At 54.4% G+C, this 13,140-nt stretch carries 14 protein-coding genes and 1 pseudogene; 6 read left to right on the top strand and 9 right to left on the bottom strand.

The window, feature by feature from the left end:
* Positions 1-110: 110 nt before the first annotated feature.
* The 4 genes and pseudogenes from ACMZ66_RS22060 to ACMZ66_RS22045 form a co-directional block, all read right to left on the bottom strand.
* A complete protein-coding gene (locus ACMZ66_RS22060) occupies positions 111-1,016 on the bottom strand; it encodes a methyltransferase domain-containing protein (protein ID WP_416940693.1) in 906 nt (301 codons plus the stop codon).
* Between the two features lie 88 nt (positions 1,017-1,104).
* Positions 1,105-2,070: a pyridoxamine 5'-phosphate oxidase family protein gene (locus ACMZ66_RS22055; RefSeq protein WP_416940691.1), complete on the bottom strand. Its 966-nt coding sequence runs from the start codon at positions 2,068-2,070 to the stop codon at positions 1,105-1,107.
* Positions 2,071-2,111: 41 nt separating this feature from the next.
* Positions 2,112-2,525 carry a glutathione binding-like protein gene (locus ACMZ66_RS22050; RefSeq protein WP_416940689.1) on the bottom strand — a complete coding sequence of 138 codons (414 nt, stop codon included), beginning with the start codon at positions 2,523-2,525 and terminating at the stop codon, positions 2,112-2,114.
* A 70-nt stretch (positions 2,526-2,595) separates the two neighbouring features.
* Positions 2,596-2,730, bottom strand: a pseudogene (locus ACMZ66_RS22045) (glutathione S-transferase); the annotation flags it as partial.
* 133 nt (positions 2,731-2,863) lie between these two features.
* On the opposite strand from ACMZ66_RS22045, the gene ACMZ66_RS22040 reads away from it, so the two are divergent.
* From ACMZ66_RS22040 to grxC, 3 genes are all read left to right on the top strand, one after another.
* A complete protein-coding gene (locus ACMZ66_RS22040) occupies positions 2,864-3,778 on the top strand; it encodes a LysR family transcriptional regulator (RefSeq protein WP_416940687.1) in 915 nt (304 codons plus the stop codon).
* A gap of 108 nt (positions 3,779-3,886) precedes the next feature.
* Positions 3,887-4,666, top strand: a complete 780-nt coding sequence (locus ACMZ66_RS22035) for a ComF family protein (RefSeq protein ID WP_416940685.1) — start codon at positions 3,887-3,889, stop codon at positions 4,664-4,666.
* A 125-nt stretch (positions 4,667-4,791) separates the two neighbouring features.
* The gene (gene grxC / locus ACMZ66_RS22030) at positions 4,792-5,049 is read left to right on the top strand and encodes a glutaredoxin 3 (protein WP_416940683.1); all 258 of its coding nucleotides are present in this window, start codon (positions 4,792-4,794) and stop codon (positions 5,047-5,049) included.
* Positions 5,050-5,125: 76 nt separating this feature from the next.
* On the opposite strand, the gene ACMZ66_RS22025 is transcribed toward grxC, so the two are convergent.
* The gene (locus ACMZ66_RS22025) at positions 5,126-6,538 is read right to left on the bottom strand and encodes an NAD(P)H-dependent oxidoreductase (RefSeq protein WP_416940681.1); all 1,413 of its coding nucleotides are present in this window, start codon (positions 6,536-6,538) and stop codon (positions 5,126-5,128) included.
* A gap of 46 nt (positions 6,539-6,584) precedes the next feature.
* Entirely contained in the window at positions 6,585-7,244 is a 660-nt protein-coding gene (locus ACMZ66_RS22020; RefSeq protein ID WP_416940679.1) for a GntR family transcriptional regulator, read from the bottom strand.
* A gap of 291 nt (positions 7,245-7,535) precedes the next feature.
* Here ACMZ66_RS22020 and ACMZ66_RS22015 point away from each other — a divergent pair, with 291 nt between their 5' ends.
* Entirely contained in the window at positions 7,536-8,360 is an 825-nt protein-coding gene (locus ACMZ66_RS22015; RefSeq protein WP_416940677.1) for a carbon-nitrogen hydrolase family protein, read from the top strand.
* Positions 8,361-8,390: 30 nt separating this feature from the next.
* Here ACMZ66_RS22015 and ACMZ66_RS22010 read toward each other — a convergent pair whose 3' ends face one another.
* A complete protein-coding gene (locus tag ACMZ66_RS22010) occupies positions 8,391-8,774 on the bottom strand; it encodes a VOC family protein (protein WP_416940675.1) in 384 nt (127 codons plus the stop codon).
* A gap of 228 nt (positions 8,775-9,002) precedes the next feature.
* On the opposite strand from ACMZ66_RS22010, the gene ACMZ66_RS22005 reads away from it, so the two are divergent.
* Positions 9,003-9,545: a YHS domain-containing (seleno)protein gene (locus ACMZ66_RS22005; RefSeq protein WP_416940673.1), complete on the top strand. Its 543-nt coding sequence runs from the start codon at positions 9,003-9,005 to the stop codon at positions 9,543-9,545.
* Positions 9,546-9,677: 132 nt separating this feature from the next.
* Here the strand turns inward: ACMZ66_RS22005 and ACMZ66_RS22000 are convergent, their stop codons facing one another.
* Entirely contained in the window at positions 9,678-11,591 is a 1,914-nt protein-coding gene (locus ACMZ66_RS22000) for a PhoX family protein (protein ID WP_416940671.1), read from the bottom strand.
* 189 nt (positions 11,592-11,780) lie between these two features.
* Positions 11,781-12,305, bottom strand: a complete 525-nt coding sequence (locus tag ACMZ66_RS21995; RefSeq protein WP_416940669.1) for a class I SAM-dependent methyltransferase — start codon at positions 12,303-12,305, stop codon at positions 11,781-11,783.
* 122 nt (positions 12,306-12,427) lie between these two features.
* On the opposite strand from ACMZ66_RS21995, the gene ACMZ66_RS21990 reads away from it, so the two are divergent.
* The gene (locus ACMZ66_RS21990; protein ID WP_416940667.1) at positions 12,428-12,862 is read left to right on the top strand and encodes a DUF1178 family protein; all 435 of its coding nucleotides are present in this window, start codon (positions 12,428-12,430) and stop codon (positions 12,860-12,862) included.
* The last annotated feature ends 278 nt before the right edge of the window (positions 12,863-13,140 follow it).

Below are 13,140 nucleotides of genomic sequence, written 5' to 3'. Positions count from 1 at the left end.
GTCAATATTTGCTGAAATGGCAAAAATTCCAGCAATTAGGACAAGACAGATCAACAGGCCTGCAGTGCTTTTGATCGTTGGCTTTCCGGCAAATCCGAACCTTTGGAACTTCATTTGCTTTTCCCCTGACCATCATCACCCAGAAAATCAACCAGACTGACCTGACCAGAACCACGACGTAGTGGCTTGGGTTGGCTTTCATCTGGTGCCCAGGCGGTCAGATAGATCACCTGAAACTTCGCCATGATGCGCCCATCAGAACGCGCGTGGCGTTCGTGATAGATCGCGGCGGCCCGAGCAAGGGTGCTGCGTTTGGTGAATTTCTTGGATCGTTTGGTGATCAGGTTGCTTTCACCCATCCCCGACAGATCGCGCATCAATTTCAGCGCATCGGGATAATCGATATAGATGTCATCGGCATCGACAACCGGCAGGGCAAAGCCGCTTCGTTGCAGCAACGCCCCGGCATCTTTCACATCGACAAACGGGGAAACGCGGGGCGATACGCCACCTTCTTCCTCTGCCTCCGCAGTCATCAGGGCTTCGCGCAGGTCTTTAAGCGTTTCACCACCCAGCATACAGGCCAGAAACAATCCGTCGGGTTTTAAGCTTCGGCGGGCCTGAAGCAACATGCCGGGCAGATCATTGACCCAATGCAAGCTGAGGTTTGAGATGATCAGATCAAGTGATCCTTCGGCGAAAGGCAGGAATTCCTCATCGGCGACAAGGGTGCCTTTGCCATTTCTGGCGCGCGCGGTTTTGGCATAGCGCGCGGAAATGTCGGTCTGATAGAGCGTTTCGATGCCACCACGTGCGCCAATGATCTGGCCCAGTTCGCCACTATGGCAGCCAAGATCGACTGCCATCGGGAAATTGCGCGTGGTGTCATCAAGCCGATCAGCAAGCCGTTCGGCAGTTTCGGCAAACAGGAAGTTATAGTCCTGTGCCTTGGTAGCTGCGCGATCACGGCGCAGCTTTAGGATGTCTCGATCAAAGACAGTGATCGGATCGGCCATGAGGCGGGATGCTCCGGCTAAAGTCGTTATAAAAGTTACGACCTAGATAGAGGCTCTTTCCGCAAGACGCAATCGGCCATGCGCCATATCAGGCCTGAGGCGCACTCATGCGCATTGGAAATGCAGCGCGGCGATAGACCCATCTGGTCGGGGTAAAGGTCACCAGACGTTCGGCCCCTTCATACTGACCCACCATAGCGCCAGCCAAAATGATCTCGGCCGTGCCGGTCAGTTGCAGCATGTCGCAGGTGGTGAAATCAACAAACACCAACCCTGCACGCGGATTGATCACAAGATTGCCAAGCGTGTTAAAGAACCGGTTGCCGGAATAATCGGGAATGATCAGCGTCCCGTTTTCATCAATATCGACAAAGCCCGGCGCGCCGCCGCGATGAGAGACATCGACTTCGCGGTAATCCTCATCGCGATCGACATAGCTTGCGATAAAGAATGTATCGGACCTGGTGATCATGGCGCGAGTGGCGTCATTCAATCTGGTGCCGGTTTCAATCACGCCATCGTTGGTCGGTGTGATGTCGTGGGCGAATTCCAGTTCGCGGGGATGAATGTATTTCGGGCAATTGCCAAAGCTGTGCCCGACTTTGATGTCAAAGGATGTCTCTGAACGCCTCGAAATCGTCCCGTTCAGGCGATTGCGACGCCGTGTATGAAGCTCAATCCCCAAAAGACCGATGGCATTGCCATCATCCATGCCGGGATCCGCCGGATCCTGTGGGTCACGCGGAAGCGTCACCGCAAGGTGATAAATGTCCGTGGCAAACAAAAAGCCCGGCCGATTGGCGCGAAGGGTGGCCCATGGATGGCCGTCGTGATCAACGCTGCCCAGAACGACAAACGGCAGTTGTGGGTAAAACAGACGGTGTTGTTCGATCAAATGATCGCGCAGGACCTTGCGGCCGACCTTGTCCATATGGGCATCGACACCCAAAACCTGCTGAAGACGGATTTCTCCAGCATGCCACGGCGTGGGGGCGCTTGGTGGCGTTGGCGGTTCGGGGGATCGCGTGTTCGGGGTGTCGATGCGTTCTGTCATATCAAGCCATCCGGTTTGGGTGGTGCGAGGGAACGGAATGTTCAGGCCGTGGCCAGAAGTCCGACCGGGGATTGGGTGAACGGTACAAAGCCCGGAAGGTCTTCAATACGTTTGAGCCAATTGCGTACTTTGCCATAGGCAGCCAGATCAACATTGCCCTCGGGCGCATTGGCGATATAGCTGTAAAGTGCGACATCGGCGATGGTCGGGTGATCGGATGCCAGCCAGTCATTGTTGGCCAGATGACCATTGACCAGACCAAGGATGGCGTGCGCACGCGTGATGACTTCGTCTGCGTCAAACTTCGCGTCAAACAGGGTGACCAAGCGCGCCGCACAGGGGCCAAAGGCAATCTGACCCGCTGCCACCGAAAGCCAGCGTTGAACATTGGCAGCACCGACCGGGTCTTCGGGCAGCCAGTTGGTGGCGCCGGTTTTCTTGGCGAGATAGACCATGATCGCCACGGAATTCGCTGATGATGGTGTCACCATCTTCAAGAACCGGAACCTGCCCAAACGGGTTCATGGCAAGAAACGGCTGGGATTTGTGTACGCCACTCATCAGATCGACTTCGACCAACTCATGCTCAACGCCAAGCAATCCAAGAAACAGCTGCGCACGATGCGCATGGCCGGATAACGGGTGATAGTGCAACTTCATGACAAGCCTTCCTGTATCGGGTTGTGAAACTGTCCCAAGAATGGCTGTTTCGTAAATTTTATGGAATTCGCGTTATATGCAATTTATTATTCCGTTTAATGAAATAATGATGTGATGCCGTTCGGAGGGTGATTTGGACCGATTTCATGCCATGAAGGTCTTTGTGCGTGTGGCAGAAGAGCAAAGCTTTGCCGCAGCCGCCCGTGCACTCAATATCAGCCCGGCGGCCGTAACCCGCACCATTGCGCAGCTTGAAAATATCATCGGCGCAAGGCTTCTGACGCGCACGACCCGCTCTGTCACCATGACCGAGGCCGGAACGCGCTATCACGCCGACTGCAAGAGACTGCTTGCCGATTTGCAAGAGGCGGAGGCCGCCGCCGGTGGTGCCTATGCCAAGCCAAGTGGTCTTTTGACCATCACCGCACCCGTGCAGTTCGGGCAGATGCATGTTGGGCCAATTGTCGGACGCTATCTTGATCAATATCCCGACATGCGCGCGCGGCTTTTGTTGTTTGATCGGATTGTGAACATCATCGAAGAAGGCATCGATCTTGCGGTGCGTATTGGCCATCTGGCAAACTCATCACTAACTGCCGTCAGGGTCGGGCAGGTGCGCCAGATTGTTTGCGGATCACCCGATTACTTTGCCCGCAATGGCACGCCAATGGCGCCAGCAGATTTGAGCCAGCACAAGATCATCGCAACGACCGGATCATCAGCACGTCTCGATTGGCAATTCAAATCCCCGGGCAGCACGGCGCGGAATATCCATTATTCACCCGATGCGAAATGGCAAACCAACTCGATCGAGGCGGCACGCAATGCAGCCCTAGAAGGATGGGGCGTTGTTCGCATGCTGTCCTATCAGGCAGCCCCGTTTTTGGCCGATGGGCGGTTGCAGACTGTGTTGGATGATCATGCGCCCGATCCGGTGCCGGTTCATCTGGTTCATCCCGAAGGTCGCAATGCACCGGCCAAAGTCAGAAGCTTTATCGATCTTGCCGCAGAAACGCTGCGTCAGAACCTGGTGTTGCAGAACAACTGATCAAAAGCGATATCGGCTTGATAGCGCGCGAGTGTCTTGATAAAGACACTCGCGTTTTGCGTGTGATATGCTGATATTATGCGTAATTAATGATTTTTGGAAATTCGAATGATGATGGCATTTTTTCGCACAGCAACGCGCATGGGGATTGATGCAATCCTGCCGCCGCGCTGTGGGGGATGTGGCACCATTACCGATAGTCCGCATGCGGTTTGTGCCGATTGTTGGGCGGGTTTGCGGTTTATCAGCGCGCCGCAATGTGCCTGTTGTGGATATCCATTCGAACTTGATCAGGGCGATGACATCGGGAATGTCGGACACGCGCATGACGATGCCGGGCAGTTGCTGTGTGCGCGATGTCTGCAAAAGAAGCCATCCTTTGATCTGGCGCGGGCAGCCCTGGTTTATGATGATTTCAGTCGTGATTACTTGCTGCGCTTCAAGCATGCCGATCGTGGCGATCTAACACCGCTTTTGGCGCGTTGGGTCTATCAGGCGGGGCAGGGCATCTGGGATCACGCTGATGTGATTATTCCGGTACCATTGCATCGCCGTCGACTGCTGGCGCGGCGGTATAATCAGTCGGGATTACTGGCATCGCGCCTGTCATCCATGACCGGTGTGCCGTGGGATGGCTTGGTTTTAAAACGCAAAAAACATACCCGGTCGCTGGGTGGTTTGGGGCCGTCATCGCGTAAGCGCGAAGTTGGCGGGGCGTTTGAGATTGATGAAAACCGGGCTGCACGTTCGGGCCTTTCCGGGACCCGGGTTGTGTTGATTGATGATGTGCTGACCACCGGGGCGACGGTGAATGCCTGTGTGCGAACATTGAAGCAATCAGGTGTTATGCACGTATCTGTGATCACGGTTGCACGTGTCGTACGGTGACGTTTGCTAATAATTCTGATATACAGCGCTCATCTGAACATAATTCCGCACCGTATCAAATGCTGTAAGCCCGGTAATCCGGGGCTTTGGTCATGATCGGCTGCAAGAAGAAGGATGACTGCTACATGGCAAAAGTTGAAGTTTATGCCACCGAATGGTGCCCGTATTGCAAGCGCGCGCGCAAGCTGCTTGAAGAAAAGGGTGCGAAATACCAGCTGATTGACGTGATGATGGAGCCGAAGCGCAAAAAGGAAATGATGGACCGTGCAAGCGGCCGTCACACCGTGCCGCAGATCTTCATCAATGGCGAACATATCGGCGGTTGCGACGAATTGATGGCGCTTGAAGCAGCTGACAAGCTCGAAGCAAAGCTGTCTGCCTGATCGCGACGCGCACAGGTCCAAATCAAAACCCCGGCCAGATTGGCCGGGGTTTTGTTATTTGCAGACGCACTTGGCGTTATTTGCCAAAGGTTTCTTCCATTTCCTTGCGGAAGGCGATTGCCGGGTCCTTGGCATCAAATTCCACATCATCCCAGGTCAGGGTCTGATCAACGCCAACCGGGCGTTTGATTTTCAGATGATGGGCCAAGCCAATCGGCAGGGCATTGCGTGCCTTTGAGCTGTGGGCTGGCATCAGCTTGCCATAGACCGTATAGCCGCCTTCACCATCAAGCATCTCGCCCGGTTTCAAATCACGTTTGGCCGTTGCAACCGCATCCCCCGACCATGCCCGTGATGTCCCGGTGGCTTCACCACGAAGGGCGGCAGACGCGACCGAAATGCCAAGTTCCAACCCGATCAGGTGATAGGGCTTGAACATGGTGGAATATTGGCCGCTTGGATCGGTCAGAAGGCCATATTCCTTAAAGCAGCGCGCGACATAGTCGCTGGGTGCTTCGAACGTGACATAAACGCCCCAGCGCAGATCGCGAAATACCGGGCGGGTGTCACGCTCAAGGCTTGAAACCACTTCGACCGTGCCTTTGCGTTCTAGGATGCCGCCGCTATCACGCGGGCACAGCAATCGCGGCAAATCATCGACGCCGCATGCGGGGAACTGCAATCCGCAATCTTGCGGCACTAGATCGCAGGCGTTTGAAACGGCGGCCATTTCGATGGCGGATTTGGTGCCATCAAGGAAGCTGTTGAAAATTTGCGGGTTCATGCCGCCGGCCTGCGCCTGTTCGGGTGTCAGGCCATAATGATGCCAGACATCATCCGGGGTAACATGATGATAGATCGGAAGATATTTGGTGCCTTTGCCTGCACAGGTGACGGGCAGGCCAATCGCGCGGGCCCAATCGACCATTTCTGAAATCAGGGCGGGCTGATCACCATAGGCCATGGAATAGACAAGCCCTGCCGCCTCGGCCCGTTTGGCAAGAAGGGGACCTGCCAGAACGTCGGCCTCAACATTGACCATGATGATGTGACGGCCATGTTCAATGGCCTTAAGTGCAAAACGAATGCCAGCCGCCGGGCTTCCGGTCGCATCAATGATGACTTCAAGACCGTCTGCGGCAATCAGCGCATCGGCGTCTTGTGTCAGCCAGGTGGTCCCTTCGCGATAGGCGGATGCGGCGTCCTTGGCGGCAAACTGATCATCGGTCCAACCCACTCGGCGCAGGCTTGCCTTGGTACGATCAATACTTAGATCGGCAATGCCCAGAACGTGATAGCCAGGGTGATGCCCGGCCTGACTTAAAAACATCGAACCGAATTTACCAGCGCCAATAATGCCGACACGGACCGGATTGCCGTCATCGGCGCGTTTGCGCAGTTTTGCGTCAAGATTTATGGATGAACTCCCTGAAGGCGGATTTTTATCGTTGGATTGTTTTTCAATATGGGGGCAGGCGCGCCCGATCAAAGGTCAATCGGGCATTTGGTGGAGCAAGGAGGACGGGACAGGGCCGTCAGACCATCGCATTCACGCGCGAGACCAGCCGTTCACGGGCCTTTCGCGTATGGGCAATCGACAGACTTTCGGCAAGAGAACCATCGCCGACGCAAATCGCATCGGCGATGGCTTCATGTTCGGTCCAGATCGGATCGCGGAAAGATCCGTTCTGCAGGTAGATATGCATCACGCGCCGGATCTGAAGCCAGACGGCTGCTGATGCTTCGGGCAACAGGGGGTTGCCCGACAGACGGTAGATCGTTTGGTGGAATGCGACGTCGGCTGCAACAAGTTCTGCGGTGTCGCCGCTGCCCAGAGCGTGGTGTCCCTGTGAAATGGCAGCCCGCAAAGCCGATTCCCGATCTGATGCCGATGTTTGGGCCGCAAGACGGGCGGCAAGCCCGTCAAAGGCTTCGCGCAAGTCATAAACGTGACGGACAAGGTCGATATCAACAGGCGCTACGCGATAACCGCGCCGCCCCATTGGTTCGACCAAGCCGTCACGACGCAGCAACCCCAGAGCTTGCAACACTGGTTGCCGCGAGACATTGAGCTCATCAGCAATCGCTTCCTGACGCAATGGCGTCCCGGGAGGGAGTGCACCGGAACACAGCGCATCGACCAAACGGTCATGCACTTCGTCAGTCAGGCTTTTGCGACCGGAAAGAGGTTCCATCTTCGATCCTCGTTAAGTGTACGGAATACTGTATACACTAATTTCAACTAATGGAAGAAGATTGTTCGGATGATGAGTTTTCCTGGTTTTGATTTGGCTTTTGGTGTCGGTCGACTGAGTGTGGGCACGAGCGTGCCGTGCAAAATTCCGTGATGGCGGGATCATTAAAATAAGGCAGTTATGAATGGTCTTGGGCCATTCAACCGCCATGCGCTATCCCAATTGTGTATTGCGGGCCAAGGGCATGAGGGCCATCATAAACACGGATAACGATAAAAAGGAGAATGCGTCATGACCCGTTTCATTGCAGCCTGTGTTCAGCTTAATTCACGCGATGTGATGTCGGACAATCTTGCCCTTGCGGCGGCTTATGCCCGCGATGCGCATGCGGCTGGTGCCAGATTGATCGCGTTTCCTGAAAATGTGTCCATGATGTCGTTTGGCGGGGAGAATGTCCGAACGGCTGCCTATCCCGAAGATCAGCATCCGGGATTGGTGTTTTTCGCCGATCTTGCACAGGAACTGCAATCAACCCTGATTGTCGGATCGCTTCATGTGAAGGTTGAGGGCGAAGACCGCGTTGCCAATCGCTGCTTTATCATTGGGCCGGATGGCGCGGTGATCACGTCCTATGACAAGATCCATATGTTTGATGTCGATCTTGCCAATGGCGAAAGCTACCGCGAAAGTAAAACCTTCCGCCCCGGCGATGCCGCAAAACTGGCCAAGACCGATCAGGGCGCCATTGGTGTATCGATTTGCTATGACGTGCGGTTCCCGCATCTGTTTCGCGATTACGCAAAGGCCGGGGCACAGATCCTTAGCATCCCGGCTGCCTTTACCCGCACGACCGGGCAAGCGCATTGGCATACGCTTCTAAAGGCACGTGCGATTGAAAATGGATGTTTCGTGATTGCTGCGGCCCAATGCGGTGATCATCCGGGCAATCGCCAGACATTTGGCCATTCCTTGATCATTGATCCCTGGGGTGAGGTTTTGGCAGATGGCGGGACCGATCCCGGCTTTATCACTGCCGAGATCGATCTTGATCGTGTCGATGAAATCCGCCGCATGGTGCCATCACTTATCAATGGTCAAACCTATAAGCCCTGCTAGGCAAGCGGCTTTGGTGTTCGGGTGGAGTGGTCAGGAATAGCTGACCACTTCAAACTCGATATCGTTTTCATCCCGGAAGTAGAACCTGCGACCGGGTTCGTAATCGGCGTGATTGCCCGTGGTGTAGCCTGATGCCTTGATCTTGTCCTCGGTCGCGTCCAGATCATCGACAACGATGCCCAGATGGTTCAAGCCGCCACGGGTTTGATACGAACTTTCACTGCCTTCCTTTGGCTTGCCGGGCGAATAGAGCGCGATATAGCTGTCATCGCTTCCGACATGATAGGTCACGCCATCATAGATCGACGGACCATGCCAGCGCACATGCCAGCCAAACCAGTCACACAGTTGCTGCGCGGTTTTCGCCGGATCGGTCACGGTGAAATTCACGTGTTCCAGATATGCTTGTGTCATGGCGGTATCCTTTCTTGAACGGTATCGTTTTTCCTCTGATGCTTCTTTCCTAATTCCTCAACATTGGTTTAGGTCAAGGGTAATTTATCTCTGTTTCATATGGGAAGTTTGTCTGGACTTGTCGCGTGCTCACGCATCCTCACGAAACAGTGTCGCAACGTCATTTCGGTTTTTGGGCCTCATCCGTCAATCTTGGGTCATTACAGAACTCAAACTGGAGCGACAGGGATGGCTTTGAAGAATTTCTTGATGGGATCGGCACTGCTTCTGGCAATGGCGGGAACGGCACAAGCCGGTCAGCAATATGTGGATGAGACCGGTTTTGCGATCAGCGGCTATGACGCGGTGGCCTATTTCAATCTGCCGCAAAAAGATGTCGGTATGGCTCAACCGCATGCGGTTCCCGGTCGGGCTGATATCACCGCAGAATATAACGGTGCGACCTGGGCGTTTTCGTCCGAAGCAAACCGCGACATGTTCCTGGCCGATCCGGCGAAATACGCCCCGAAATATGATGGTCACTGTGCCTATGGCATTTCAAAAGGCGGCAAGGTTCCGGCAAACCCGAACCTGTGGCGCATTGTCGATGGCGAACTTTATCTCAACATCACACCGACCGTGGTTGGTTTCTGGACCTCTGACATTGGCGGCAATATCAACAAGTCCGAAGGTAACTGGACAGGTCTTGAAAGCAAGGCAGCGTCCGATAAGAGCTGGATGGCGATTTCTGATAATGACGGCACCTACGATATGGCAGCGCCGATCAAATAGTTTCCTCCGTGCGTCCCAACAAAACACCCCGGTCAGGTTCGCCTGCCGGGGTGTTTTACGTTGTTTTGTTAAAAGAAATGCGCTGACGGAAACCCGCCAGCGCATTCTTTTGCTGTGTAGATAACAGCGTGATTAACCAGCGATTTCGCCGCCATCTGATTTGGTAACAGCGACAACCGACGGACGCGGTGGCATGCCATCGGCAAAGTCCGGCCAACGGGTGCTTGGTTTGTCGTAGCTGGAACCATCTGCCGGGTGCTGAACAGCCAGGAACAGGGTGGTTCCATCCGGGGTGAATTCCGGACCACACATTTCTGCGCCAACCGGGCAGGCGAAGAAGAACTTGGTCAGAGCACGGCCCGGACCATCAACATCGGTTGCCCACATACCATCAGGAATATCTGATCCTTGTGCGCCATCAGACGAAATCCAAAGACGGCCACGATGGTCAATTGCCATGTTGTCCGGGCAGGAAAGCCAGGATTCAGCCGCCGGATGGTAAACAGCCTTGTCGTCCGGGTTGGACGGGTTACCAGCAGCAAGCATGATGTCCCATGTGAAGCGATCAGCAGTGTGATCGGCATCCTGACCACGACCACCCGGAGGGGTCAGTTCAAGAACGTGACCATGCGGGTTAGCTGCGCGCGGGTTGGCGGCGTTGCCTTCCTTGCGCTTGGAGTTGTTGGTCAGCATGACATAGACCTTGCCGTTGACCGGGTTCGGTTCCACGTCTTCGGGACGGTCCATCTGGGTCGCGCCCAGAAGATCCGCAGCGCGGCGGGTTTCGATCAGAACGTCTGCCTGGCTGTTGAAGTCGTTCTTAGCTGTCAGCGGACCTTCACCAAAGATCAGCGGCATCCAGTCAAGCGAACCGTCATCGTTGAATTTGGCAACATAAAGCGTGCCTTCATCAAGAAGGTTCATGTTCGCTGCACGGTCATTCGGGTTGTATTTGTTGGTCGCAACGAATTTGTAGAGATAGTCAAAGCGCTGGTCATCGCCGGAATAGGCAACAATCGAGTTGTCCTTGTTCAGGACAACGGTTGCGCCTTCGTGCTTGAAGCGGCCAAGGGCGGTGCGCTTTTTCGGCATCGAGGCCGGATCATACGGATCGATTTCGACCATCCAGCCAAATTTGTTCGGCTCGTTCGGTTCTTTTTCAACGTTGAAGCGGTCGAAATACTTCACCCACGAATACCAGCTGTCCGGGCTGATACCCAGGCGCTTGTAGTTGCGTTCTTCGTTGGTTTTGGCAATGTCGCCGCCGAAGTAACCGTTGAAGTTTTCTTCGGAAATCAGAATGGTGCCCCAAGGGGTCTTGCCGCCAGCACAGTTGTTGAGCGTACCGATAACGCGGGTGCCGGTATTGTCCGAGCTGGTTTTCAGGCGGTCATGGCCTGCTGCCGGACCGGAGATTTCCATTTCGGTATCAAGGGCAGAGATGCGGCGCGCATATTGCGAACCATCAATGACCTGCCATTTGCCATCGGTCTTCTTGATCTCGACGATGGAATGACCGTGGGCGGCGATTTCGTGCAGCGCCTGTTCCTTGGATGCGCCCATCGAATCTTCAAGGCCCGGCCACATCAGTTCGGCGTTGGTGTATTCGTGGCTGATGCACAGCAGCCCATGGTCAGAACTGTTCGAGCCAACCGGAAGCGGCATATAGCCAACATAGTCACAGTTATAGCCGAACTGCTTGTTTTGTGCTGTCGCGTCAACCTGACCCGGTACGAATGCCGGTGCGTCCGCGACGACCTTGTCACCCCAGCGGATCAGCACGTCGGCTTCGTAGCCTTCGGCGACAGCATGGGTTTCGGTGATTTTCTGCGGGATCGACTTGAAGGTCAGGGTCGATGCGGACTGCGCCTTTGCAACGCCGCGGGTCGCGATGCCCGCGCCAACAACAGCAGAAGTCGCCATCAGACCTTTGAAAAATCCACGGCGCGAGAAGCGGGCGTCGATCAAGTCAGCAATGCGCGGGTTGCGGGTCGGGTTGGACGGAATATCGTCGCGATCTTCAATGATTTCGAATTGTTCGTTCATGGCTTTTCTCTCTCTATGCCAGTGCCTGATACAGCGCCGAGAAGATGCCAGAAGATTTTCCGAAAAAATGTGATGGTTTTGTTATGTCGTAACGTTTTCCATAGCGTCCTGAAAAGCCAAGGAAACGTGTAGCTCTTATTAACATGCTTGATACATGTCGGCCTACTGCGGACTGGCCTGTTCAATGGCTCAAGCTGTTTTTCGAACCGCGATGGATTGCTTTAGCGCAGTGATTTCAGAATCGTTATTGGCAAAGACTGGGCCCTGAACGAATTCGATGATGTCCCAGTCGGAAAAGACATTTGCCAGTTCATTGGGATTGAGCAAGAAGTCAGGTGATCTTGGGCGGCCATAAGCTTCGTTGCCAAGCATGAAGGTTTGATAGATCAGCAGACCATTCGGGGCGAGTGCCTTGCGGATATCGGCAAAAAGCGGCCGGTGCAGATAATTGGTGACAACAATCAGATCAAACAGAGTATTTCCCAACGGCCAATGTCCGCATTCAAGATCAGCCTCAATCCAGGAAATGTTGGGCGAACCTGTTTGATCCGTATCGCCAAGGTCGCGGTCAATCGCCGTCACATGCCATCCCAAACTGGCCAGATAAAAACTATGCCGTCCCTTGCCGCAGGCCAGATCAAGGGCGCGGTTTTGGTTCGGCTTTGGGGCAGGGGTGTGGCTGGTGATCCAGGGCGATGGCATTTGAGATGACATATTTGTAAATCTTGTTTATTGAGTAATCCGCCTGTGGCTGGCGGTTGGTGCCGTTGCAGGACATATATTATGTATGTTTATCTTATCGTCACGCGATTGGTTCGGCTTCCACAAGTAACATCATGATTCTATTTCAGCTTAAATGCGAACATGATCACGAATTCGAAGGCTGGTTTAAAGACGGCGCAACCTATGACGCACAGGCTGCCAGCGGCGATTTGTCCTGTCCGGTTTGTGGCACGTCGAGTGTTGGCAAGGCCCTGATGGCGCCGCGTCTGCGGACCTCGCGCCAAAAAGAAGAAGCCGCCGAAAAGCAACGCCAAAAGGCCGTCGCCGACGCAACCAAAGCCGCAATTGCCGAAATCCGCAAACAGGTCGAAACCAATTGCGAGCATGTCGGCAACAAGTTCGCCGAAGAAGCCCGCAAAATCCATTACGGCGAAGCAGAAAAGCGCGGCATTTATGGACAGGCGTCGCTTAAGGAAACGGCAGAGCTTGTCGATGAGGGCATTGACGTTCATGCCCTGCCTTGGGATGACGAAACCAAGAAAAACTGACCTGCCTGTTTTGGCAAAGCAGCATTGCACGATGCCAATCCCAAACGGTTGTGTTTCGCGGTCTTCCTGCTCGCTCCGGGTGGCTTAATTTTCCAAATCTGATGTCGTATCCGATGAAATTGTGCATTGCGCAGGTCATCGCCGTTGAAAAGCACTGATCGGTGCCTATTTAAAACTCAAAGACTATCCAAAAGTGGTGGCTGGGACAGCCTGTTTTCACTTCGGCGCCGATGGCTTTGCCAAGGTGCTGGTTCACATCGATTTATTTCCCGCAACTG

Origin of the sequence: Thalassospira sp. (assembly GCF_048059015.1) — a bacterium.
GTDB lineage: Bacteria > Pseudomonadota > Alphaproteobacteria > Rhodospirillales > Thalassospiraceae > Thalassospira.
The sequence above is the reverse complement of the archived record's forward strand: the minus strand, read 5'-3'. Positions and strand labels throughout refer to the sequence as shown.